Below are 20,131 nucleotides of genomic sequence, written 5' to 3'. Positions count from 1 at the left end.
CCTGCCTTTCGAAACCTGTTTCGAATGTTCTTACATCATCAGCCACTACGATACCCCTCGGATGAGGGGCAAAACATAGACAGATCAGCAGCTACGAAAATGTGGGGAGGTTTTGGCGCTTACAGCCAACCAAGCGGAACAAGGGCTTGATCACGCCATTGCTCGGCAAGCACGACGCTATCAAGATCACCCCATACATCCTCGTCCGCATGGTCGAGGACGATAACCTGAAGGCGTCCGTTGGCGCCGGACACCTGCTCCCCAAGCAACGCGAACACCTTACGCACGGCTTCAACGTCTTGGTCGCGCCACGTCACTGGGTCCGCTTTGTGATCGCCGGCTGTCCGGCGAGGAAAATAGACTTGGCTAGGCTGGTCGTAGATCAGCAATCCGGGAACGGGGTGATGGGGCAGCGACAAGAAAAATGTCTGTAGCGCGAGAGTGAGCGCAACGTGATAGGCAAGCCAGTTCGCACCGCTGCCTATCTCCCACAGATAATCGTCTCGGGTCCCACGGATCACCTTCACCGTAAGATCCGGGATCATCAGACGGACCGGCGCTTCGGGCCATTCGGCATCGAGCCGGGGTATGAGGCGACCGGTGGTTGCTTCGATGCTGTCGATCGCATTGCGGAGTTTCCGCTGGATCTCACCTTCTGACACCCGTCGCTGTAAGTCAGCGATCTGCGCCTTGAGGAGATCGATCTGCTGGCGAAGTCCGGCGGATTGATCGGTCTTGTCGTAAAGCTCAAGAGCCTGTTCCAGCCGCCCGAGGAAACGCTCCATCCGGTCGAACCGGTCAATTGCCTGCTTAGCTTGCTGTGAGTTCCGCTCCAGAAGCCCAATCTCACGCTTGATCTCGTTCAACCGGATCAGCGAGGTCTCCGCCTCTGCACGCAAACGCAGTATCTCTTTGTCGAGCGTATCGGACACACTGGGATGGGTTCGCAGACGAACTTCGATCGCAGACAACGCGTCGCTCAGCTGCTCGACCTTCTCGCGGCCGCCTTCACCAAGAATCGCAACTACATCCTCGGGGCTATCCTCGGGAACGAGTTGTTTGAGCCATTCGGAGATCGACAGGCGATCCCGCTGAATCCGCAGTGCGCTTCCGTACGCGTCGCTGCTCTCGATCAGACGACGCAGCTCGCTCAGGCGCTGGCGCCGCTGCGTCAGTTCGGCAGCGACTTTGCTCTCTTCGTCGCGCAGTTCACGCAACCGCACCAACGCAGCGTCGATACCGGCAATGGTCGGATGTGCCGCCTCGCTGTTGGCCGCGACAATCCCGCGCAGCAAGTCGACGATGTCGGGCCATTCGGTCGGGATTACCTGATCCGACGGCAGTAGCCCGAATTCGATGGCTTGGCGGAGCCACGACGTTGCTTCCAACCTCCATGCATTTCCGGCTGTCACGAGCGCGCGCAGGTCGATGTCACGGCGCCGCAGAAGCCGGTTCAACCTGTCAAGCTCATGGCGTGCCTGAAGAACCTCGGCGGTCACGGCCTGCAAGATGTAAGGGAAAATCGTTTTCAGCTTGTCGCGATGTTCGCTGGTATCTGCCTTGAAGAACATGACGTCAGGATTGGCGACGATATTCTGGGGCTGGAATGTGAAAGCCATGAGATCACGAAAGCTCGGTCGCGACTGCGAGGCGGCTTCGGAATCGGGATCGAAACCAAGATTAGTGAGGCCAGCCAGCCGGTCGAGCACCTTCTTGACGTTGCCTTGCGTTGTATCCTTGCCTTCAATCCGGTGCGGGACCTCGATCGTGTCTGCCTCGATCAGTACCATGTCACCGGTGCTCTGCTGGTCCCCAGGTTCCCTGCGCGCGAGCAGCTTCTGCCCTTCCACCGTGTCGATCACGATGCCGAACCAACTGCAATTCTCGCGAATGACGCCGACTGGGATCGCGCATTTATCGGAGGCGAGGCAATAATCGATGATCGGAATGACTGCGGATTTGCCAGTCTTCGACGCGCCGCTGATGACGTTTACGACGCCTGGGTGGAAATCCAGCTCGCGGGGCTTTTCATCGGTACGTGGCCAGAGGATCAATTTGAGGAGCTGGAAATACATTAAAAGTCGATCCTCAAGGTTGAGGCGATCTGGGGAAGGCCGAGCTTGGAAAACCAGTAACCGATCTTGTCGGCAGCGCTCGAAAATCCTTTCAACCGCTCAGGGATGGAGGGCTTCTTCACATCAAGAAGATCGAGTGGATATCCGTGCAGCAACGCGGAGCGATGGTCGATGCGAATGAGCCGAGATGTCGATGCGACGCCGATCGACCGGAGGCTGAGCGGCCTTAGCAAACGCGCGCGCGAGTGAAGTTCGACAAGGGCCTCCCGTTCGCGATCGAATTTGGCGGCGAACAGAGTGAGACCGGACGCCTTTCTAGTCGATGCGACGGCGTCAAACGTCTGCCGGTGAAGCAACATCGGCAGGACGAGGAAAGCGAGCAGGAATGGTGCGGCCTCGGCGGCTCCGTCCTCCTGATAACCCAGCGTAAAATTCCAGATGAGATAGGCGCCGATGGCAGGGTTCTGGACAAGTTCGAGTTCGGTGAGCTCTGCGCTTGCTAAAGCCGTCATTCGGGATTCTCTCCCAGAAGCGAATCATAATCCGCGTGCCAGCCGAGTCTACGGCGATCGGCCAGATCGTTGAAACTCCCATGGACGAAATGCCCGGGAACTACTCGCCCTTCGAGCGGGGCCTGATGCTGCGCGCACTGACGATAGACCAGCCGCCCCTGAACAAATGCCGACCGGTCGGAATGAAGATCTGAAACATCGCCCCGGATCATGCCATGGCGCCTAACAAGATCGTCGTCCCAGGTATCGAGGCTTCCGGGAAAGATCACGCCGCGATCTGCCCAGTCGGCCTTGTCAGCCGAAGCCCGCAGATAGTCGCTAACGGCACGTAGGCGCTCTTCGTCATTGGCTTCGACGAGCTCAAGCTGCCGGATAAAGGTTGGCCTAGTTGAAGCAATGCCGGCCACCAGGTCGTCGCTTGGCGCACCACCGAACGACGTAAGCAGGCCAGGCATATTATTCTGCCGGACGAATGCGTGGAAATCGCGCCGGAAGACGTCAGCATCCAGGATTGGACGCTCGCCACGCTGAATGAGACGGTCGAGCGCCTGCTTGGCCTGACCTATACCTGATTTAATGAGGACGTCGATTTGGTTCTCGCTGATGACTGGCAAGAGAACAGTCCGGATCACGTCGAGGGGGTCTGCCCCTTGCGATTCCAGTGCAAATCGCGTCACGATCGCCATCTGTTGTTCGGCAGGCGCATCGAGAAAAGGCTGGAGATGCTCGGCGCAACCAGGGACCGTCTTCAGTTTCGCCAGCTTGATCCTGATGATCTTTAACGCAGCCTCAGCGGTAACGACATCGTCAGCCGCAGACAGCGCCTGCACGAAATCACCTTTCTTTTGCGGCGTCACGTACAGACGGTAGTTGGTTAAGCCCGCATCGATCTCTTTGCCGACGATCATAGCTCGCCAGTTCTCGAAAGCTTTCCAGAGATCTCCGGCCCAGTCGGACACCGGGTTTTGCCGGAGCGCGCTCTTGGTCTGTTCCAGCAACAGATGTCCGTCCGCATGATGGACCGCAACGTCGTCCTTAAATTCCAGCGAGACCTTAGCGCCTTTCGGGCTGGTCAGCAGATGATAAAAAACCCGCACCGGCTGCAAGGCAAAACCGAGATATTGCCCTGGGGCGCTGTGCTTGGCAGGTTTAGTCTCCGCGTTCATCCATTAGCCCCCCTTGTCCACCATGCTGTTGAAGTCGCAGTGCAAGGTCAAGAGATCATGGCTGATCTGGATGTACTTCTTCGCGAGATGAGCCTCAACTATCTGCTTGCCCCTACTGTCATAGAGCCTTGTCTTATCGGACGGCTTAAACGGCGACAGAAACGGCGGTTGCGAGATCGATCGAACCTTGCTGGAGGCCTCACACCTGCGCGCACTGCTGTCAGACTGCTTAAGCAAGCTTAAATAGCAAGTTTCGGCAAGAGCAGCCGTTCTGGCGCGAGGCGTGGAACGGCTCGAGTTGGTCAGGTTCAAAATGTGGGACGTTTCGCGTCTTGGCAGCAGGTTGCTCCACGGGGCGACCGCTAGCGAACAAATTTCGCCCTTTCAAACGGCGGTAACGGAGAGCGATAAGCTGAAACAGACGATAAGCCCTGATTCCGGGACTGCTCCAGAAGGCACAGATGAGCAGTGATCGCCCGGTTCAGCGACACGGACTTCTTCGACGGATGCGATAACCGTCGAAGCGCAGCCCAAGCCTCCATTCGGCGCAATTTGGAAACGGCCTATGGCATTCCCCGAAGGGGTCAGTGTGCCAATTTGTGCCAATCCCCTTGAAAAATCCTTGTTTTTCAAGGGGAAATGGTGCCCAGAAGAGGACTCGAACCTCCACGACCTTGCGATCGCCAGCACCTGAAGCTGGTGCGTCTACCAATTCCGCCATCTGGGCACGGGGTAGGAGGGCGCCTCTAACGGGTGCCCTAAATAGTGTCAACGCATTGTCTGCATTATTTTTTGGGTTTCGCAAAAATAGGGGTTTTGGGGCAGAGCAGTGCATCTTTTCCAGGATGACCATGCCCATGACCACGCCGATCGCCCAGACCGCTCCCAGCCTGCCCGCTTTTTTCGCCCGACCCGACGGCCTGCGCCTCGCCTGTCGCCGGAGCGAGGGGGTGGGACCGACGCTGATCTTCCTGCCGGGCTATATGTCCGACATGGAAGGCGGCAAGGCGGTGGCGCTGCATCGATGGGCGCAGGCGCGGGGGCGCGCGATGCTGCGGCTTGACTATGCCGGCAATGGCGCGAGCGAGGGCCGGTTCGAGGAGGGCACGCTGGCAGGCTGGCGCGACGACGTGCTGCTGTTGATGGACGCGCTGACGCAGGGGCCGGTGGTGCTGGTGGGATCGTCGATGGGCGGCTGGCTGGCGCTGCTCGTCGCGCTGGCGCGGCCGGAGCGGGTCGTGGGCGTCGTCGGCATCGCCGCCGCGCCGGATTTTACCGAGTGGGGCTTTACCGATGCCGACAAGGCGCTGCTGGCGACGGAAGGGCGGATCGAGGAGCCGACGCCCTATGACGACCAGCCCTATGTGACGACGCTGGCCTTCTGGCAGTCGGGGCAGGCGCTGCGCTTGCTGGAGGGCGAGATCGGGATCGATTGCCCGGTGCGGCTGCTCCATGGCCAGGCGGACGCCGATGTGCCCTGGGAGATCGCGCTGCGCACGGCGGCGCGGCTGCGTTCATCCGATGTGCAGACGCTGCTGATTAAGGACGGCGACCATCGCCTGTCGCGTGATGCCGACATTGCCTTGCTGATCCGCACCGTCGCCACCTTGCTGGATGCCCTCTGATGCCTTTTTTCTTGTCCGTCCTGCTCCAGACACTCGACCCGGAGGTCGAGGCGGTGATGAACCGCAGCCGCCAGCGCAAGCAGGAGGAACGGGCCGCCGCCGTAGGGGCCACGCCTGCCCCCGCCGCCAGCGCGCCCGCGCGCGAGGATGGCAAAATCCCGGTCCCTGCCAAATATGCCGTCCCCTTCCAGGCCTGCCTGGACGCCGCGCTGCGGTCGCCGGAGGAGGGCATCGGCTTTGCGCAGAAATGGCGGATCGAAGGCGGCAGCTTCTACGCGCGCCATTGCCTGGGCTTCGCCTATGCGCGGGCCGAACGCTGGGTGCCCGCCATCGTCGCGTTAGAGCAGGCGGCCGAGGAGGCCGAGCGTGGCGGCGAGATGGTGCAGAGCGCGCGGCTGTGGGCGCAGGCGGGCAATGCGGCGCTGGCGGGTGGCGACCTGCCCAAGGCGCGCAATGATTTCGACGCGGCGCTGGCGCGCGGCCTGCCCGACGGACTGGAAAAGGGGGAGGTGCATCTGGACCGGGCGCGGGCGCTGGTCGCGCTGGGCGAGATAGCGGCGGCGCGCGATTCGATCGACATCGCGCTGACCCAGGCGCCCCAAGACCCGCTGGGCTGGCTGCTGTCGGCCACGCTGGCGCGGCGGTCGGGCGCGTTGAAGCTGGCGCAGGCGCATATTGCCCGCGCGGTGCAATTGTCGCCCGATGACGCCTCCGTGGCGCTGGAGGAAGGCAATATCGCGGTGCTGACCGATCATGCCGACATTGCACGATCCGCCTGGCAGCGCGCGGTCAGGCTGGCGCCGGAGTCGCCCGCGGGGAAGGGGGCGGCGGACAATCTGACGCGATTGCCCGCCGCCAACTGATACAGCGAAGTGGACAGCTATTTCAGATAGAAATCGACCGTCGTGACGACGCGCACCTTCTTGTACGGGGTGTCGCTGCCACCGTCGCCGCCCTCGCCGTCGCGGGCGTCGATCGAGAAATAGCCCTGGGTCGCGCTCTTGATGCCACCCACGCCCGCGCCTGAATCCTTGGCGAACTGTTCGGCGGCGGCGCGGGCGTCGCGGGTGGCGGCGGCCACCATCGTCGGCTTGACGTCGTTCAGCCTGGTGAAGCTGTATTTCATGCCCGACCCTTCCTGAAGCGTGACGCCGCGCCGGACGAGGTCGAACTGTTGCGCCACCGCCTTTTGCGCGCGGGCGATGTCGGTGGTGCGCAGCAGCATCCGCTGGGTGATTGTGATCGTGTTGACGCCATTGTTGAGATATTGGTTCACCCCCGCCCCCACCGGCGTCAGGGCGTCGGCGGGGAAGCCGATGCTCCTGAAATATGCCTGTAACTCCTTGGTATTATTGTCTATTTCGGCGCGGACGGTGGGCAGGTCGAAGCCGGTGGCGGCATAGCTGATCGACCAGGTGGCCAAGTCGGCGGTGACATCCTTTTCCGCCAGGCCGCGCACCGTGACCGAGCGATCGGCCGCCTTGGCTCTCGTCAGCCCGTCGCCCAGCAGATAGCCGCCGGTTATGAGACCAAAGGCGAGCAGCGCCGCGCTGCCCAGTAAAATCCTGTCCCTGTTGTCCATATTCCGCTTTCCTCTTTCGTCCGGGGGTACGCGACCTTATCTTGGGCTGGTATCTGCCACTCCTGAGATGAACCGTTGCTTTATGGCGACGAACGGAGAATGACCTTGCCCAAATATCTGCACAGCATGATCCGCGTGACCGACGTGGACAAGAGCAAAGCCTTTTTCGAACTGCTGGGGCTGAAAGAGGTCAAGCGTTTCGACAGCGAACAGGGCCGCTTCACCTTGGTTTACCTGGCCGCGCCGGGGGATGAGGATTCGCAGGTCGAACTGACCTACAACTGGCCGCCGCGCGATGGCAGCCCGGCCGAAACCTATGATGGCGGACGCAATTTCGGCCATCTCGCCTATCAGGTCGAGAATATCTATGAGACGTGCCAGCGACTGATGGACGCGGGCGTGACGATCAACCGCCCGCCGCGCGATGGGCATATGGCGTTCGTGCGGACGCCCGACAATATTTCGATCGAACTGTTGCAGGACGGGCGGCTGGCGCCGGCCGAACCCTGGGCGTCGATGCCCAATATCGGGACCTGGTAAGCCATGCTGGAGGTCGTCCGCATCCCCGTGCTCCACGACAATTATGTCTGGCTGCTGCATGACGACGCCAGCGGCGAAACGGTGGCGATCGACCCGGCGGTAGCCGATCCGGTGCTGGCGGCCGCGACCGCGCGCGGCTGGACCATCGGCCAGATCTGGAACACCCATTGGCATGGCGATCATGTCGGCGGCAATGCGGCGATCAAGGCGGCGACCGGCTGCCTGATCACCGGACCGGCGGCGGAGGCGGACAAGATCGGCACGCTCGACCGGACCGTGGGCGAAGGCGACAGGGTGCGGATCGGCGATCATGTCGCGCAGGTGATGGCCGTGCCCGCCCATACGGCCGGGCATATCGCCTATCATCTGGCCGGTGATGCCATGATTTTCGTCGGCGATACCCTGTTCGCGATGGGCTGCGGCCGGCTGTTCGAGGGGACGGCGGCGCAGATGTTCGCCAACATGGCGCGGCTGGCGGCGCTGCCCGACGATGTGAGGGTCTATTGCGCGCATGAATATACGCTCTCCAACGGCCGTTTCGCCCTGACCGTCGAACCGGACAATGAAGCGCTGGTGGCGCGGGTCGCGGCGGTCGAGGCGGCGCGCGCGCGGGGCGAGGCGACGGTGCCGACCAGCATCGGCGCGGAGCGGGCGACCAACATCTTCATGCGCGCCCGCGACGTGGGCGAACTGGCGGCGCGGCGCGCGGCAAAGGATGCGGCCTGACGGTTTTTGCCCTATGGTGCCGTCCTGTGACCATGACGAAGCGGAGAGTGACGATGCGCGCCTGGATGCTATTGCCGTCTTTGCTGCTGGTGGCCTGTACGGGCAGCTACCAACCCCGGCCATTGACCGACAGACAGGCAGCCGAACTGGACAAGGCGCTGGCCGGCAAGGTGGCGGGCGAGAAGGTCAGTTGCATCAACCGCGCGCCGCAGACCAGCCTGACGGTCATCAGCGGCAATGTGCTGCTTTACAAGGTCAGCCGGAAGCTGGTGTACAAGAATGAACTGATCGGCAGTTGCAGCGGCCTGACCTATGGCGACACGATGATCGTACGCAGTTTCGGGGCGCAGATGTGCCGGGGTGATTTCACCACGACCGCCAATCTCCAGACGGGGATGCAGACCGGCGCCTGTGCCCTGGGCGACTTCATCCCCTATCGCACGCCCAGGCCGTAAGGCGCGCGATCAGGCGCCGATCGCGCGCGCCAGGTCGGCGCGAATGGTTTCGAGACGGGCCAGCAGCGCAGCGTCGCTCAGCGGCGCATCGACGGGAGGCGGGGGAGCGGGCGTTGCCGCGCGCCGCGCTTCGCCCAGCGCCTTTTGCGCGCCCTTCACGGTAAACCCCTCGACATTGAGAAGCCGGTGGATGTGACGCGCCAGAGCCACGTCGCCGGGGCGATAATAGCGCCGGTTCCCGGACCTTTGCAGCGGACGCAATTGGGGAAAGCGCGTTTCCCAATAGCGCAATATATGCTGGGGAAGACCAAGCTCGCCGGCCAGCTCGCTGATGGTCAGAAATGCACCCTCTTCCTTTTCCATGGCACCGATGTTGCACCCATAGCGGACCAAAGGTCAACAAGAGTAACGATATGGTAATATTGGAAAAGCGCGCTGCCGTATCAGATCGAGGCGACGCGGTCCCGCATCGTCTGGCTGGCGCGGAAGGTCAGCACCCGGCGCGGTTCGATCGGCACTTCGACGCCGGTTTTGGGATTGCGGCCCATGCGCTGCGTCTTGTCGCGCAGGACGAAGGTGCCGAAGCTCGAAATCTTCACATTTTCGCCGCGTTCCAGCGCCGACGACATATGTTCGAGGATCGATTCGACCAGCGCGGCGGCCTCCGCCCGCGACAGGCCGACATGCCGGTTGACGCTTTCCGCCAGATCCGCGCGCGTCAAGGTGCCACTGCCGCTCATCGCATTCCCCACTTTCTGATCCAGTCATCCTCTCCCCGGATGACCATTTTGAAATGTGAGCGATTCGCGCTGCTTTGGCAAGCACTTGCTACAGGTTAAACCCGAAGGACGCAGGCGCCCCAGGTGAAGCCGCCGCCCATCGCTTCCAGCACGACGAGGTCGCCGGGCTTGATCCGCCCGTCGCGCATGGCAACGTCGAGCGCCAGCGGGACCGAGGCGGCCGACGTGTTGGCGTGGCGATCGACCGTCACCACCACCCGGTCGGGCGACAATTTGAGCTTGCGCGCGGTCGCGTCGAGGATGCGGGCATTGGCCTGGTGCGGCACCAGCCAGTCAATGTCGGCCGGGGTCAGCTTCGCCAGTTCCATCACTTCCCTGAGCACCGAGGCGAGGTTCACCACCGCATGGCGGAACACTTCCTGCCCCTTCATGCGCAATTTGCCCACCGTCTGGGTCGTGGACGGGCCGCCATCGACATAGAGCAACTGGTTGTGGCGGCCATCGGCATGGAGTTTGGCGGCGAGGATGCCGCGCTGGCCATCCTCGCTCTCCTGCGCGCCCAGCACGACCGCTCCGGCCCCGTCGCCGAACAGGACGCAGGTGGCGCGGTCGTCCCAGTCGAGGATGCGGCTGAAGGTTTCCGACCCGATCACCAGCGCGCGCTGGGCAGCGCCCGACCGGATCATGCTGTCGGCGACGGTCAGGGCATAGAGGAAGCCGGAGCAGACCGCCGCCACGTCAAAGGCGACACAGTCGTCGATGCCGAGCGCCGCCTGCACCTTGGTCGCGGCGGCGGGAAAGGTCTGGTCCGGGGTCGCGGTCGCCAGGATGATGAGGTCGATGTCCTGCGCGGCGAGGCCCGCCGCCGCCAGCGCCTCTTGCGCGGCCTGCGTCGCCAGCGTGGCGGTGGTTTCGCCGTCGCCGGCGATATGGCGGTTGCGGATGCCGGTGCGCTCGACAATCCATTCGTCGCTGGTGTCGACAGTCTGCGCCAGTTCGGCATTGCTGACCGCGCGGACGGGCAGGGCGGAACCCGTGCCGAGCAAAATGGACCGGCGGATCACTTGACGGGCTGCTCCAGCTTGGATGCGGCGTCGGACAGCGACTGGACACTGGCCATGTCGGCGGCGATGCGCCGGGTGATATCCTCCTCCAGCAACCGCGCGGCGACATGGACGGCGTTGGCCACGCCCTTTTCATCGGCGCTGCCATGGCTTTTCACCACCACGCCATTCAGGCCCAGAAAGACTGCGCCATTATGGTTGTTGGGGTCGAGATGATGTTTGAGCATGTACATGGCCGGCTTCGAAATGAGGAAGCCGATCTTGGACCGGATCGAACTGGTGAACGCCTTGCGCAGCACATCGGTGACGAAGCGGGCGGTGCCCTCCGCCGTCTTGAGCGCGACATTGCCGGAAAAACCGTCGCACACGATCACGTCGGCGTCGCCGCGCGCGATCTTGTCGCCTTCGGTGAAGCCGTCAAATTGCAGCGGCAGGTTGCTGGCGGCGCGCAGGGCGGCGGCGGCGTCGCGAATCTGGTCGGTGCCCTTCAGTTCCTCGGTGCCGATATTGAGCAGGCGCACGCGCGGCCGGTCGAGGTCGAAGGCGATGCGCGAATAGGCCGCGCCCATCACCGCGAACTGGACGAGGTTGCGGGCGTCGCATTCGGTGTTGGCGCCCAGGTCCAGCATGACCACGTCATTGTCGCCCAGCGTGGGCAGCAGCGCGGCGAGCGCGGGGCGATCGACGCCCGGCATGGTGCGCAGCGCCAGCTTGGCCATCGCCATCAGCGCGCCGGTATTGCCGGCGGAGACGGCTGCCCCGGCATCGCCGGCCTTCACGGCGGCGATGGCCATGGCCATGGAACTGCTTTTCTTGCGAATCGCGACGCTCGGCTTGTCCGATCCGTCGACGACCGTATCGGCATGGACGATGTCCGACGCCGCCCGCAAATTGGGGTGATGGTCGAGCGCCGCCTTGATCCGCTCCTCGTCGCCGAACAGGGTGAAGCGCAGGCCATCATGGCGGCGGCGGGCCAGCGCGGCCCCAGCCATCATCACGCGCACGCCTTCGTCCCCGCCCATCGCGTCGATTGCGATTCGCGGTTGGCCTGACACTTTAGTTCACCCCTTTGCGGAGTAGAGAAAAAGGCTTACGCCCCGACGGCGAGGATTTCGCGGCCGTTATAGTGACCGCAGGCGTCGCACAGATTGTGTGGGCGCTTCAGTTCACCGCAGTTGGAGCATTCGTTGAATGCTTCGACGCGCAGCGAATCATGGCTGCGACGCATGCCGCGCTTGGAAGGAGAAGTCTTGCGCTTGGGGACAGCCATGTCGGCACCTTATTCCATATACTAATCAGGTTGTGCGACTGGCCGGTATCCGAAAAGCTGCCGACGCCAACGGCGCCGCAGACCCATGCGGCCCGGGTGATCGCGAAGCCCTGCGCCTATAGCGCTTTTTGTCGGAGGCGCAAGTGCTTCTTGCCCCTTTCGCCCGGTGCTTTAGGGTGGCAAGCGCCGGATAAGGGGGATTTGACCATGGTGCTGCCGATCACGCTGACATTCGCCGCTGCCTGCGCTTTGTTGAACTTGTGGCTGGCGATTCGCTGCGCGCGTTTCCGTATCAAGGACAAGATTCTGCACGGCGATGCCGGCCATGTGCTGCTGGCGCGGCGGATGCGGGCGCACGCCAATTATATCGAATATACGCCGATCGTCCTGATTCTCTTCGCGCTGGTCGAAATGGCGCTGGGCGCGTCGCTCTGGCTGTGGATCGGCGCGCTGGCCTATGTGCTGGCGCGGGTCGCCCATGGGTTCGGGATGGATGCGGACCAGCCGACCATATGGCGCGCGGGCGGCATGATGCTGACCTGGGGCGTGATGGTCGCGCTGGCCATCGCGGCGCTGATGGCGGCCTATGCCGGAACCCGCGCACTGCCCGCGCCGCCGGTGCTGGCGGCGCAGGTGTAACTACCCCGCCAGCACCGAATCGGCGACGAAGGGGTTGGTGCGGCGTTCATGGGCGAAATTGCTCATCTGGCCATGGCCGGGGACGAAGGCGGTGTCCCCGCCCAGCGGCCACAGCTTGCCGGTGATCGCGTCGACCAGATGCTGATGATTGCCCCGCGGGAAGTCGGTGCGGCCGATCGATCCCTGGAACAGCACGTCGCCCACGATGGCGAGCTTGCTGGGCGCGTGGTGAAAGACGACATGGCCGGGCGTGTGGCCGGGGCAGTGATAGACATCCAGGGTGAGCTGGCCGACCGTCACCCGGTCGCCATCGCCCAGCCAGCGGTCCGGCTCGAAACTCTCGCCCGGCAGGCCCCAGCGCTCGCCATCCTGCGACAGCCGATCGATCCAGAAGCGGTCATCCTCATGCGGTCCCTCGATGGGCACAGCGAGGTCGCGGGCCAGCACGCCCGCCTGCCCGCAATGGTCGATATGACCGTGGGTGACGAGAATCTTCTCGATCGTGACGCCCTGATCGGCCGCCGCCTTCCTGAGCACCGGAAGGTCGCCGCCCGGATCGACAAAAGCGCCGCGCATGGTTTGCGTGCACCAGAAGAGCGTGCAGTTCTGCTGCAACGGGGTGACGGGGATGAGGATGGCTTTGAGCGGCGGGGTTGTCATGATGCTGATGTGGCGAAGCCGCGCGCCCGGCGCAAGGCTCAGGCTTCGTCCATCGCGGCGAACGGTTCCGCCAGGCTGATGCTGTCCAGCACCTTGGCGGTTTCGTCGCGCACGCGCAGCATAACCCGATGCAGCCGGCATTCCGATTCGGGCAGGCAGTTGGTGCAGCTTTCATGGGCGAAGCGGCTGGCGCAGGGCGTGAGCGCGAGCGAACCGCGGGTCAGCCGGACGATGTCGCCATAGCTGATGTCCACCGGCGCAAGCGCCAGCCAATAGCCGCCGTCCCGGCCCCGCTGGGTCGCGACCAGCCCTTCGCGCGACAATTCGGACAGGATCACGGTCAGGAATTTGGCCGGAATATTCTGGCGCGTCGCGATCTCGTTCAGGGGGACCGGACCCTGGCGGTAGCGGTCGGCGAGATGCTGAAGCGCGCGGATGGCGTAACGGGTCTTTTGGGACAGCATGCAACCGTTATTCGCGCCCGCGCCGGCTTTGGCAAGTCAGGCCGGGCGGAAGAGAAAGAAGTTTTCGCGCGGGAGTCGATGGAGTGCAGATCACCATGTTCCCGCCTGGGACCATGGCTGGCTGATCAGCGGGCCGGCTCCAGAGCGGCCTTCGCCTGGCCCGGAAAATCGGTGAACAGGCCATCGACCCCGGCGGCGACGATCGCGCGGACCCATGCGGCAAAGTCGCCCCGGCCCTGCGGGTCGTCGGCGCGTTGATATTGGGGCGGCAGGAAGCTGTTTTCCATCCGCAGCGTCCAGACATGCACCTGCAACCCCGCATCATGGGCGCGGCCGACCAGCGCGGTCGGGCCTTCGGGCGCGATGATCTGCGCGGCGGACGGGCCGATGCCGTCGGCATAGGCGGCAATGTCGGACAGCCCCTGCACCGTCAGCATGTCGGCATAGGTCGTGCCGGGCAGGTCGGCGGGGCCGCCATCGGCATCGACGAGCTGGATCAGGCGCAGGCGGGTGGCGGCGCGCAGGGCCTTGAGATTGCCGACCTCGAACGACTGGATGAACACCGGGTCGGCCTCGCTCTGATAACCGTAGCGGCCGAGCAGGTCGAGCAGGGCCGCCTGATGCGGCAGGCCGATCTTCGCGAAATAGCCGGGATGCTTGGTTTCGGGATAGAGGCCGATGCGGCGTCCCGTTTCCGCTTCCTTGGCGCGGACCAGCTTCAAAATCTCTTCGAAGGTCGGAATCTGATAGAGGTCGTTGAAGCGCCGGTTGGCCGGGCGCAGGTCGGGCAGCCGCTCGCGGGCGTGGAGCGTGCGCAGTTCGGCGAGGGTGAAATCCTCGGTAAACCAACCCGCCATTTCGACGCCGTCGATCTTTTTCGTGGTCTTGCGGTCGGCGAATGCGGGATGATCGGCAACATCGGTCGTGCCGCTGATCTCATTTTCATGCCGGGCGACAAGGACGCCGTCCTTCGTCAGCACCAGGTCCGGCTCGACATAGTCGGCGCCCTGGTCGATCGCGCGTTCATAGCTGGCCAGCGTATGTTCGGGCCGTTCGCCGCTGGCGCCGCGATGGGCGATCAGGATCGGTTCGGACGCCATGGCCGCAGGGGCGGTGGAAAGGGGGATGAGGCCCATCAGCAGCAACAGCCGCCCGATGCGCTCCAGCCCCCGTCCGATCACGCCTTCACGCCTTGCAGCGCATTTTCATAGGTGGTCGCCTTGAAACCGACGATGGTTTCGCGGCCGGTGTCGAGGATCGGGCGCTTGATCATCGAGGGGTTGGTGATCATCAGGAGGATCGCCTTGTCCGCGTCGATATGCGCCTTGTCCCCGGCATCCAGCGCCTTGAAGGTGGTGCCGGAACGGTTGAGAATGGTTTCCCAGCCATGTTCCATCACCCATTCCTCCAGCTTGCCCTTGTCGACGCCGGCGACCTTGTAATCGTGGAAATTATAGCTGACCCGTTCATTGTCCAGCCAGTTGCGGGCCTTCTTGATCGTGTCGCAATTCTTGATGCCATACATGGTAATCATGATGCGGTGCTCCTGTTACCCTTTGAAGGCGGTGACTTCGATTTCGATCTTCATGTCCGGCTTGACGAGGCCCGCGACCACGCAACTGGCGGCCGGGCGGATATCGCCGAATGTCGGGCCTGCAATGTCGCCCATCACGTCCCAATAGGCCGCGTCGGTGATATAATAGGTCACGCGCACCACGTCGGCGAAGGAAAAGCCGGCTTCCTCCAGCGCCCTGCCGATCACCTTGAGCGCGTTGCGGCCCTGCTCCACCACGCTGTCGGGCATCGTCTTGGTTTCGGGATCGGTGCCGGTGGTGCCGGCGACGAAGCACCAGTCGCCCTGGACGACGGCGCGCGAATAGCCGACCTGCGCCTCGAAAGGCGAGCCGGAGGAAATGAGCTGGCGGGACATGAGGGGATTCCTGTTGCAGTGCGAAAGGATCATCCGCGCCTTTGCGCCCTGACGCACGGCCTGTCCAGCGCTTTTGCCCGAACAGCGCCCGGAACAGGCGCACGCGCGAGCCGTTGGAGGGGGATCAGCCCGTCATCGGAGAAAGACTATGGACCGCCCCGCACCCGACCATGAGATGGAAGAGAATAGCGAGCAGGCCGATGCCGGCACGCAGGCGCAGGATGTCGCGGACGATGCGCGGGCGCGGTCGACCGACCTGAGCGAGGACAGCGAACGGGGCGGGCGGTCCAATCCGGCGCAGATCATCCCCGATGATACCGAGGATCTGGTCGAGAAGATGGAGGCGATGAACCGATCCGGCCGGATCGACATGGATGCCTATGCCGGCGAGCCGTCGATGGATGACGAAGCCGACGCCTACGGCCAGTCCGACGATGAGGACGAGGATTAAGCGGCGGCGCTGTCGCCGGTCTGCAACCCGAAATTGATCATGCCGCGCGCCATATGGCCCAGCGCTTCGGCCATGGCGTCGCCGATCCGCGGGTCGAGCATGTCGTCCCCGGCAATGGCGCAGGCCATGGCGGTCGCCCATTGATCGGCCAGCGCGGGCGTGATCGGGAAGGCGCGGTGCAGCGACATGATGCAGGGGCCGCGTTCGAACCAGTCGCGCGGGCCGCCGAGCCAGCCGCTCAGGAAACGGGTGAGGCCATGGCGCACCGGGCCGAGATCGGCGGCGTGGATGGCGCGCAGGCCGGCATAGGACGGGTCCTGTTCGATCAGGTCATAGAAGCGGTTGGCGAGCGCGCGCACGACCGGCTCGCCGCCGATGCGGGCATAGGGGCTGGGCGGCGCGGCGGCGTTCATGGTTACAGGCTCCATTTCGGATGGTCCCGCCCAGCATGGCGGAACGCAAAAGCGCGGCATTGATATCGGTCAAAACGCGGATGCGCCGGATCGGGGATAAGCTGGTGCGGCTTTAACGCACTGTTTGCCGGTGCGCCGCTAGAGCGGCGGCATGGGCAGACATATGGGCAGACAGGGGCATGGCCGCGCGCACGGATCGCGCAGGGACAAGGTGGAGCATGCCTGGCGGGCGGAGGCGCGGCGGGCCGGCAATGTCGCGCGCTTTCAGCGGCCAAGGCGGCGGAACGGGATCAGCGGACCCGCGCTGGTCTATTGCCTGTGCCTGGGATTGCTGCTGGGCTGGTATGGGCCGGGCTGGATGGCGCGGATCGGGCTGCCACGGATCGACACGCCGATGCAGAGCGTGCCCGCCGATCATCGGCCTGTCGATCAACTGTCCGCCGATTTTGGCTATTGCCACGATGGCGGCGGTGCCAACTGCGTGGTGGATGGCGACACATTCCGGTTCCGGGGCGAGACATACCGGATCGCCGACATCGATACGCCCGAAACCCATGGCCCGCGCTGCGCGGCGGAAGGGGCATTGGGGGCGCAGGCGACGCAGCGCTTGCAGACGCTGATGAATGACGGCCCATTTTCGCTGGAGAGCGGCGATCGCGATACCGATCGCTATGGCCGCACCCTGCGCATCGTGACGCGCGAAGGCCAGTCGATCGGGGACCGACTGGTCGCCGAAGGACTGGCCCGGCACTGGGACGGCAGCCGCCATCCCTGGTGTTAGCGGTTAGCGGCAGCTTACCCCGCCACGATCGATTTCACGGCCCAGCAGCGCGCCCGCGCCACCACCGATCAGGATGCCCGCGACATTCGACTGGCCGCGATCGATCTGGCTGCCCAGCAGGCCGCCCAGCGCCGCGCCGACGATCAGGCCGGTGGTGCCGTCCGAACGGCGGCAATAATAGCGGTCGTCATAGCCGCGATAGATGCGGGTGCGGCGATCGACGCGGATCGGCGCATAGCCGGTGCGATAATAGCGGTTGGGCTGATAATAGCGGCCATAACGGGGGTCGGGCCGGTTATAGTCATAGGCATAGACGGTGCGCGGCGTCGGGCGGCGATAGTCGCGCCGGTCATCGCGCCAGTCCCGGCGCGCATCCTGGCGACGGTCCTGCCGGGCTTCGCGCACATCGCGCTGATATTCCTTGCGGGCTTCGCGCACTTCACGCTGATAGTCGCGGCGGGCTTCATGCACATCGCGGCGATATTCGCGATTGCCATGGCCAGGCTGCGCCAGTGCGGGCGTGGCGGCGATGCCGGTCAGGGCCATGGCCCCCAGGGACATGGCGGTCATCGCCTGTTTGAACATCATCTTCATGATCGGCTTCCTTCTTCTTGTTCTGACGTTCGGACTGTCATGACGCTATAACCCGCGGTGTCGGGGGATGTTGCATGAACGGAACAAAACCTGCCGTTCAGCCGGCCGACAGGCGCGCGCGGGATGGATGGATCGGCTGTCATCAGGCGGCGGTCGCAAGGGGCTTTCCCTCTTCCCCTGCTTGCGCTATCGCATCCCGATCCCCGGGGGACCGTCCACAGACGGTTGAGAGGCGGCTGATGTGGCCGCGACCCGCTGAACCTGATCCGGATAAGACCGGCGTAGGGAGGGAACGGCTGGCGCCTTGAAAGGCCATCCGCGCCCGCTCTCCGCCCTGACCAAGAGGCGAAAGGAGGACGGCAAGCCCCATGGACATGATGTTCCTTCCGACCCTGCGCCTCGTCCAGGCAACGGGCCTCTTCACCATCCCCCTGTTCTGCGCCGGCCTGACCGGCCGCGCCACCATTTCCGTCTGAAAGGTATAGTCATGGCCGATGTCCCCGCCCGCACCGAGATGCGCGTCACCACCGGACCCATTCGCGGGTCGAAGAAGATCCATGTCGGCCCCCTGAAAGTCGCGATGCGCGAAATTCATCTGGAACCCTCCAGCGGCGAGCCGCCGGTGCGCGTCTATGACACGTCCGGTCCCTATACCGATCCCGACGCCCGCATCGACATCATGGCCGGCCTTCCGGCGCTGCGCCGCGACTGGATCATGGCGCGCGGCGATGTCGAGGAATATGACGCGCGCGAAATCAAGCCGGAGGATAATGGCCTGAAAGGACCGGACCGCTCAGCCGGGGTCCAGCCCTTCCCGAACCTCGTCAAGCGCCCGCTGCGCGCCAGGGCCGGCGCCAATGTCAGCCAGATGCACTATGCCCGCCGCGGCATCATCACCCCGGAAATGGAATATGTCGCGGAACGCGAAAATCTCGGCCGCGCCCGGCTCGCTTCCTATGTCCGCGACGGCGAAAGTTTCGGCGCGTCCATCCCGGACTATGTGACCCCGGAGTTCGTCCGCGATGAAGTGGCACGCGGCCGCGCCATCATCCCGTCCAACATCAACCACCCCGAATCCGAACCGATGGCGATCGGTCGCAATTTCCTGGTCAAGATCAACGCCAATATCGGCAACAGCGCCGTCGCCAGCGATGTGGCGAGCGAAGTCGACAAGCTGGTCTGGTCGATCCGCTGGGGCGCGGACACGGTGATGGACCTCAGCACCGGCCGCAACATTCATGACACGCGCGAATGGATATTGCGCAATTCGCCGGTCCCGATCGGCACCGTGCCCATCTATCAGGCGCTGGAGAAGGTCGGCGGCATCGCCGAGGACCTGACCTGGGAGATTTTCCGCGACACGCTGATCGAGCAGGCGGAACAGGGCGTCGATTATTTCACCATCCATGCCGGCGTGCGCCTGGCCTATATCCCGATGGCGGCCAGGCGCGTCACCGGCATCGTGTCGCGCGGCGGGTCGATCATGGCGAAATGGTGCCTGGCCCATCACAGGGAATCCTTCCTCTACGACCATTTCGACGAGATCACGGAGATCATGAAGGCGTACGATATCGCCTACTCCCTGGGCGACGGCCTGCGCCCCGGATCGATCGCGGACGCCAATGACGAAGCGCAGTTCAGCGAACTCTACACGCTGGGCGAACTGACCCACCGCGCCTGGAAACAGGATGTGCAGGTGATGATCGAAGGGCCGGGCCATGTGCCCATGCACAAGATCAAGGAAAATATGGAAAAGCAGCTCCAGGTCTGCGGCGAAGCGCCCTTCTATACCTTGGGGCCGCTCACCACGGATATCGCGCCGGGTTACGACCATATCACGTCGGGCATCGGCGCGGCGCAGATCGGCTGGTATGGCACGGCGATGCTCTGCTACGTCACGCCCAAGGAGCATCTGGGCCTGCCCGACCGCGACGATGTGAAGGTCGGCGTCGTCACCTACAAGCTCGCCGCCCATGCCGCTGACCTCGCCAAGGGCCATCCCGCCGCGCAGGTCCGCGACGATGCGCTGAGCCGCGCCCGCTTCGAATTCCGCTGGCGCGACCAGTTCAACCTCAGCCTCGATCCCGAAACCGCGGAGCAATATCACGACCAGACGCTCCCGGCCGAGGGCGCCAAGAGCGCGCATTTCTGCTCCATGTGCGGTCCCAAATTCTGCTCGATGAAGATCACGCAGGAAGTGCGCGACTTCGCCGCGAAGAAGAACCAGCCGGCGGACGGTTTCGTGGAAGCGGGCCTGACCGGCGCGGAGACGGCGGCGGCCAGCAAGGCGGCCGCGCTCAAGGGCATGGAAGAGATGAGCCGCCTGTTCAAGGAAAAGGGCAGCGAACTCTATATGGGGGCTGGGGGACGCGACCACGACTGATCGTTTCGATCCCGGCTTGCCCTGCGCGTCTGGCCCATTATGCAGATGCACGGGGTTGGAT

At 63.9% G+C, this 20,131-nt stretch carries 25 protein-coding genes, 1 tRNA gene and 1 riboswitch; of the genes, 9 read left to right on the top strand and 17 right to left on the bottom strand.

Annotated features, from left to right (window positions below):
* Nucleotides 1–119: 119 nt before the first annotated feature.
* The 4 genes from Q4610_RS16325 to Q4610_RS16310 all read right to left on the bottom strand — a co-directional run bounded on the left by Q4610_RS16325 (nucleotide 120) and on the right by Q4610_RS16310 (nucleotide 4,480).
* Nucleotides 120–2,075 carry a DUF3732 domain-containing protein gene (locus tag Q4610_RS16325; protein WP_304537028.1) on the bottom strand — a complete coding sequence of 652 codons (1,956 nt, stop codon included), beginning with the start codon at nucleotides 2,073–2,075 and terminating at the stop codon, nucleotides 120–122.
* Nucleotides 2,075–2,587: a three component ABC system middle component gene (locus Q4610_RS16320; RefSeq protein WP_304537027.1), complete on the bottom strand. Its 513-nt coding sequence runs from the start codon at nucleotides 2,585–2,587 to the stop codon at nucleotides 2,075–2,077. The genes Q4610_RS16325 and Q4610_RS16320 overlap by 1 nt, the downstream gene beginning before the upstream one ends.
* Nucleotides 2,584–3,753, bottom strand: coding sequence for an ABC-three component system protein (locus tag Q4610_RS16315; protein WP_304537026.1), 1,170 nt, complete (start codon nucleotides 3,751–3,753; stop codon nucleotides 2,584–2,586). The genes Q4610_RS16320 and Q4610_RS16315 overlap by 4 nt, the downstream gene beginning before the upstream one ends.
* Nucleotides 3,754–4,393: 640 nt before the next feature.
* A tRNA-Leu gene (locus tag Q4610_RS16310) sits at nucleotides 4,394–4,480 on the bottom strand.
* Nucleotides 4,481–4,610: 130 nt separating this feature from the next.
* Here Q4610_RS16310 and Q4610_RS16305 point away from each other — a divergent pair.
* Both Q4610_RS16305 and Q4610_RS16300 read left to right on the top strand, forming a co-directional pair.
* Nucleotides 4,611–5,378: an alpha/beta fold hydrolase gene (locus Q4610_RS16305; RefSeq protein ID WP_304537025.1), complete on the top strand. Its 768-nt coding sequence runs from the start codon at nucleotides 4,611–4,613 to the stop codon at nucleotides 5,376–5,378.
* Complete coding sequence (locus Q4610_RS16300; RefSeq protein WP_304537024.1) at nucleotides 5,378–6,241, top strand: tetratricopeptide repeat protein; 864 nt, start codon at nucleotides 5,378–5,380, stop codon at nucleotides 6,239–6,241. The genes Q4610_RS16305 and Q4610_RS16300 overlap by 1 nt, the downstream gene beginning before the upstream one ends.
* 17 nt (nucleotides 6,242–6,258) lie before the next feature.
* Here Q4610_RS16300 and Q4610_RS16295 read toward each other — a convergent pair whose 3' ends face one another.
* Nucleotides 6,259–6,960, bottom strand: a complete 702-nt coding sequence (locus Q4610_RS16295; protein WP_304537023.1) for an SIMPL domain-containing protein — start codon at nucleotides 6,958–6,960, stop codon at nucleotides 6,259–6,261.
* A 105-nt stretch (nucleotides 6,961–7,065) separates the two neighbouring features.
* Between Q4610_RS16295 and Q4610_RS16290 the strand changes: the two genes are divergently transcribed.
* From Q4610_RS16290 to Q4610_RS16280, 3 genes are read left to right on the top strand one after another with little or no spacing between them, the layout of a single operon-like run.
* Nucleotides 7,066–7,500 (top strand): VOC family protein, encoded by a 435-nt coding sequence (locus Q4610_RS16290; RefSeq protein ID WP_304537034.1) that lies wholly within the window; start codon nucleotides 7,066–7,068, stop codon nucleotides 7,498–7,500.
* Nucleotides 7,501–7,503: 3 nt separating this feature from the next.
* Nucleotides 7,504–8,226, top strand: coding sequence for a hydroxyacylglutathione hydrolase (gene gloB / locus Q4610_RS16285; RefSeq protein ID WP_304537022.1), 723 nt, complete (start codon nucleotides 7,504–7,506; stop codon nucleotides 8,224–8,226).
* A 53-nt stretch (nucleotides 8,227–8,279) separates the two neighbouring features.
* A complete protein-coding gene (locus Q4610_RS16280) occupies nucleotides 8,280–8,681 on the top strand; it encodes a hypothetical protein (protein ID WP_304537033.1) in 402 nt (133 codons plus the stop codon).
* A gap of 9 nt (nucleotides 8,682–8,690) precedes the next feature.
* Here the strand turns inward: Q4610_RS16280 and Q4610_RS16275 are convergent, their stop codons facing one another.
* The 5 genes from Q4610_RS16275 to rpmF form a co-directional block, all read right to left on the bottom strand.
* Complete coding sequence (locus tag Q4610_RS16275; protein WP_304537021.1) at nucleotides 8,691–9,044, bottom strand: MerR family transcriptional regulator; 354 nt, start codon at nucleotides 9,042–9,044, stop codon at nucleotides 8,691–8,693.
* Nucleotides 9,045–9,124: 80 nt separating this feature from the next.
* Nucleotides 9,125–9,421 carry an integration host factor subunit alpha gene (gene ihfA, locus Q4610_RS16270; RefSeq protein WP_304537020.1) on the bottom strand — a complete coding sequence of 99 codons (297 nt, stop codon included), beginning with the start codon at nucleotides 9,419–9,421 and terminating at the stop codon, nucleotides 9,125–9,127.
* A 95-nt stretch (nucleotides 9,422–9,516) separates the two neighbouring features.
* Nucleotides 9,517–10,485, bottom strand: a complete 969-nt coding sequence (locus tag Q4610_RS16265) for a beta-ketoacyl-ACP synthase III (RefSeq protein ID WP_304537019.1) — start codon at nucleotides 10,483–10,485, stop codon at nucleotides 9,517–9,519.
* On the bottom strand, nucleotides 10,482–11,507 hold the full coding sequence (plsX, locus tag Q4610_RS16260) for a phosphate acyltransferase PlsX (RefSeq protein ID WP_304537032.1): 1,026 nt from the start codon (nucleotides 11,505–11,507) through the stop codon (nucleotides 10,482–10,484). Before plsX ends, Q4610_RS16265 begins: the two co-directional genes overlap by 4 nt.
* 68 nt (nucleotides 11,508–11,575) lie before the next feature.
* Nucleotides 11,576–11,755 (bottom strand): 50S ribosomal protein L32, encoded by a 180-nt coding sequence (rpmF, locus tag Q4610_RS16255; protein WP_304537018.1) that lies wholly within the window; start codon nucleotides 11,753–11,755, stop codon nucleotides 11,576–11,578.
* Between the two features lie 207 nt (nucleotides 11,756–11,962).
* On the opposite strand from rpmF, the gene Q4610_RS16250 reads away from it, so the two are divergent.
* Nucleotides 11,963–12,394 carry an MAPEG family protein gene (locus tag Q4610_RS16250; RefSeq protein WP_304537017.1) on the top strand — a complete coding sequence of 144 codons (432 nt, stop codon included), beginning with the start codon at nucleotides 11,963–11,965 and terminating at the stop codon, nucleotides 12,392–12,394.
* Here the strand turns inward: Q4610_RS16250 and Q4610_RS16245 are convergent, their stop codons facing one another.
* From Q4610_RS16245 to Q4610_RS16225, 5 genes are all read right to left on the bottom strand, one after another.
* On the bottom strand, nucleotides 12,395–13,054 hold the full coding sequence (locus Q4610_RS16245) for an MBL fold metallo-hydrolase (RefSeq protein WP_304537016.1): 660 nt from the start codon (nucleotides 13,052–13,054) through the stop codon (nucleotides 12,395–12,397).
* 38 nt (nucleotides 13,055–13,092) lie between these two features.
* The gene (locus tag Q4610_RS16240) at nucleotides 13,093–13,518 is read right to left on the bottom strand and encodes an RrF2 family transcriptional regulator (protein ID WP_304537015.1); all 426 of its coding nucleotides are present in this window, start codon (nucleotides 13,516–13,518) and stop codon (nucleotides 13,093–13,095) included.
* A gap of 125 nt (nucleotides 13,519–13,643) precedes the next feature.
* On the bottom strand, nucleotides 13,644–14,699 hold the full coding sequence (locus Q4610_RS16235; RefSeq protein WP_304537014.1) for a glycerophosphodiester phosphodiesterase: 1,056 nt from the start codon (nucleotides 14,697–14,699) through the stop codon (nucleotides 13,644–13,646).
* Nucleotides 14,696–15,052, bottom strand: coding sequence for an ArsC family reductase (locus Q4610_RS16230; RefSeq protein ID WP_304537013.1), 357 nt, complete (start codon nucleotides 15,050–15,052; stop codon nucleotides 14,696–14,698). The genes Q4610_RS16235 and Q4610_RS16230 overlap by 4 nt, the downstream gene beginning before the upstream one ends.
* Before the next feature lie 15 nt (nucleotides 15,053–15,067).
* Nucleotides 15,068–15,448: a RidA family protein gene (locus Q4610_RS16225; protein WP_304537012.1), complete on the bottom strand. Its 381-nt coding sequence runs from the start codon at nucleotides 15,446–15,448 to the stop codon at nucleotides 15,068–15,070.
* 148 nt (nucleotides 15,449–15,596) lie between these two features.
* On the opposite strand from Q4610_RS16225, the gene Q4610_RS16220 reads away from it, so the two are divergent.
* Nucleotides 15,597–15,899, top strand: a complete 303-nt coding sequence (locus Q4610_RS16220; RefSeq protein WP_304537011.1) for a hypothetical protein — start codon at nucleotides 15,597–15,599, stop codon at nucleotides 15,897–15,899.
* On the opposite strand, the gene Q4610_RS16215 is transcribed toward Q4610_RS16220, so the two are convergent.
* Nucleotides 15,896–16,312, bottom strand: coding sequence for a group II truncated hemoglobin (locus tag Q4610_RS16215; RefSeq protein WP_304537010.1), 417 nt, complete (start codon nucleotides 16,310–16,312; stop codon nucleotides 15,896–15,898). The genes Q4610_RS16220 and Q4610_RS16215 overlap by 4 nt on opposite strands.
* A 151-nt stretch (nucleotides 16,313–16,463) precedes the next feature.
* Between Q4610_RS16215 and Q4610_RS16210 the strand changes: the two genes are divergently transcribed.
* Nucleotides 16,464–17,093: a thermonuclease family protein gene (locus Q4610_RS16210; RefSeq protein ID WP_304537009.1), complete on the top strand. Its 630-nt coding sequence runs from the start codon at nucleotides 16,464–16,466 to the stop codon at nucleotides 17,091–17,093.
* A 3-nt stretch (nucleotides 17,094–17,096) separates the two neighbouring features.
* On the opposite strand, the gene Q4610_RS16205 is transcribed toward Q4610_RS16210, so the two are convergent.
* Nucleotides 17,097–17,687, bottom strand: coding sequence for a glycine zipper 2TM domain-containing protein (locus Q4610_RS16205; RefSeq protein WP_304537008.1), 591 nt, complete (start codon nucleotides 17,685–17,687; stop codon nucleotides 17,097–17,099).
* 194 nt (nucleotides 17,688–17,881) lie between these two features.
* Nucleotides 17,882–17,992: riboswitch (TPP riboswitch) on the top strand.
* 182 nt (nucleotides 17,993–18,174) lie between these two features.
* Between Q4610_RS16205 and thiC the strand changes: the two genes are divergently transcribed.
* Nucleotides 18,175–20,070 carry a phosphomethylpyrimidine synthase ThiC gene (gene thiC, locus Q4610_RS16200; protein ID WP_304537007.1) on the top strand — a complete coding sequence of 632 codons (1,896 nt, stop codon included), beginning with the start codon at nucleotides 18,175–18,177 and terminating at the stop codon, nucleotides 20,068–20,070.
* The last annotated feature ends 61 nt before the right edge of the window (nucleotides 20,071–20,131 follow it).

Source organism: Sphingobium cyanobacteriorum (assembly GCF_030580935.1).
Classification (GTDB): domain Bacteria; phylum Pseudomonadota; class Alphaproteobacteria; order Sphingomonadales; family Sphingomonadaceae; genus Sphingobium; species Sphingobium cyanobacteriorum.
This window is presented reverse-complemented; position numbering and strand designations above follow the sequence as displayed.

Excerpts from the sequence above, each read along its gene's own strand:
- Q4610_RS16325 (WP_304537028.1), bottom strand. The coding sequence starts at position 2,075 with ATGTATTTCCAGCTCCTCAAATTGATCCTCTGGCCACGTACCGATGAA.
- Q4610_RS16320 (WP_304537027.1), bottom strand. The coding sequence starts at position 2,587 with ATGACGGCTTTAGCAAGCGCAGAGCTCACCGAACTCGAACTTGTCCAG.
- Q4610_RS16315 (WP_304537026.1), bottom strand. The coding sequence starts at position 3,753 with ATGAACGCGGAGACTAAACCTGCCAAGCACAGCGCCCCAGGGCAATAT.
- Q4610_RS16305 (WP_304537025.1), top strand. The coding sequence starts at position 4,611 with ATGACCACGCCGATCGCCCAGACCGCTCCCAGCCTGCCCGCTTTTTTC.
- Q4610_RS16300 (WP_304537024.1), top strand. The coding sequence starts at position 5,378 with ATGCCTTTTTTCTTGTCCGTCCTGCTCCAGACACTCGACCCGGAGGTC.
- Q4610_RS16295 (WP_304537023.1), bottom strand. The coding sequence starts at position 6,960 with ATGGACAACAGGGACAGGATTTTACTGGGCAGCGCGGCGCTGCTCGCC.
- gloB (WP_304537022.1), top strand. The coding sequence starts at position 7,504 with ATGCTGGAGGTCGTCCGCATCCCCGTGCTCCACGACAATTATGTCTGG.
- Q4610_RS16280 (WP_304537033.1), top strand. The coding sequence starts at position 8,280 with ATGCGCGCCTGGATGCTATTGCCGTCTTTGCTGCTGGTGGCCTGTACG.
- Q4610_RS16275 (WP_304537021.1), bottom strand. The coding sequence starts at position 9,044 with ATGGAAAAGGAAGAGGGTGCATTTCTGACCATCAGCGAGCTGGCCGGC.
- ihfA (WP_304537020.1), bottom strand. The coding sequence starts at position 9,421 with ATGAGCGGCAGTGGCACCTTGACGCGCGCGGATCTGGCGGAAAGCGTC.
- plsX (WP_304537032.1), bottom strand. The coding sequence starts at position 11,507 with ATGGGCGGGGACGAAGGCGTGCGCGTGATGATGGCTGGGGCCGCGCTG.
- rpmF (WP_304537018.1), bottom strand. The coding sequence starts at position 11,755 with ATGGCTGTCCCCAAGCGCAAGACTTCTCCTTCCAAGCGCGGCATGCGT.
- Q4610_RS16250 (WP_304537017.1), top strand. The coding sequence starts at position 11,963 with ATGGTGCTGCCGATCACGCTGACATTCGCCGCTGCCTGCGCTTTGTTG.
- Q4610_RS16245 (WP_304537016.1), bottom strand. The coding sequence starts at position 13,054 with ATGACAACCCCGCCGCTCAAAGCCATCCTCATCCCCGTCACCCCGTTG.
- Q4610_RS16240 (WP_304537015.1), bottom strand. The coding sequence starts at position 13,518 with ATGCTGTCCCAAAAGACCCGTTACGCCATCCGCGCGCTTCAGCATCTC.
- Q4610_RS16230 (WP_304537013.1), bottom strand. The coding sequence starts at position 15,052 with ATGATTACCATGTATGGCATCAAGAATTGCGACACGATCAAGAAGGCC.
- Q4610_RS16225 (WP_304537012.1), bottom strand. The coding sequence starts at position 15,448 with ATGTCCCGCCAGCTCATTTCCTCCGGCTCGCCTTTCGAGGCGCAGGTC.
- Q4610_RS16220 (WP_304537011.1), top strand. The coding sequence starts at position 15,597 with ATGGACCGCCCCGCACCCGACCATGAGATGGAAGAGAATAGCGAGCAG.
- Q4610_RS16215 (WP_304537010.1), bottom strand. The coding sequence starts at position 16,312 with ATGAACGCCGCCGCGCCGCCCAGCCCCTATGCCCGCATCGGCGGCGAG.
- Q4610_RS16210 (WP_304537009.1), top strand. The coding sequence starts at position 16,464 with ATGGGCAGACATATGGGCAGACAGGGGCATGGCCGCGCGCACGGATCG.
- Q4610_RS16205 (WP_304537008.1), bottom strand. The coding sequence starts at position 17,687 with ATGAAGATGATGTTCAAACAGGCGATGACCGCCATGTCCCTGGGGGCC.
- thiC (WP_304537007.1), top strand. The coding sequence starts at position 18,175 with ATGGCCGATGTCCCCGCCCGCACCGAGATGCGCGTCACCACCGGACCC.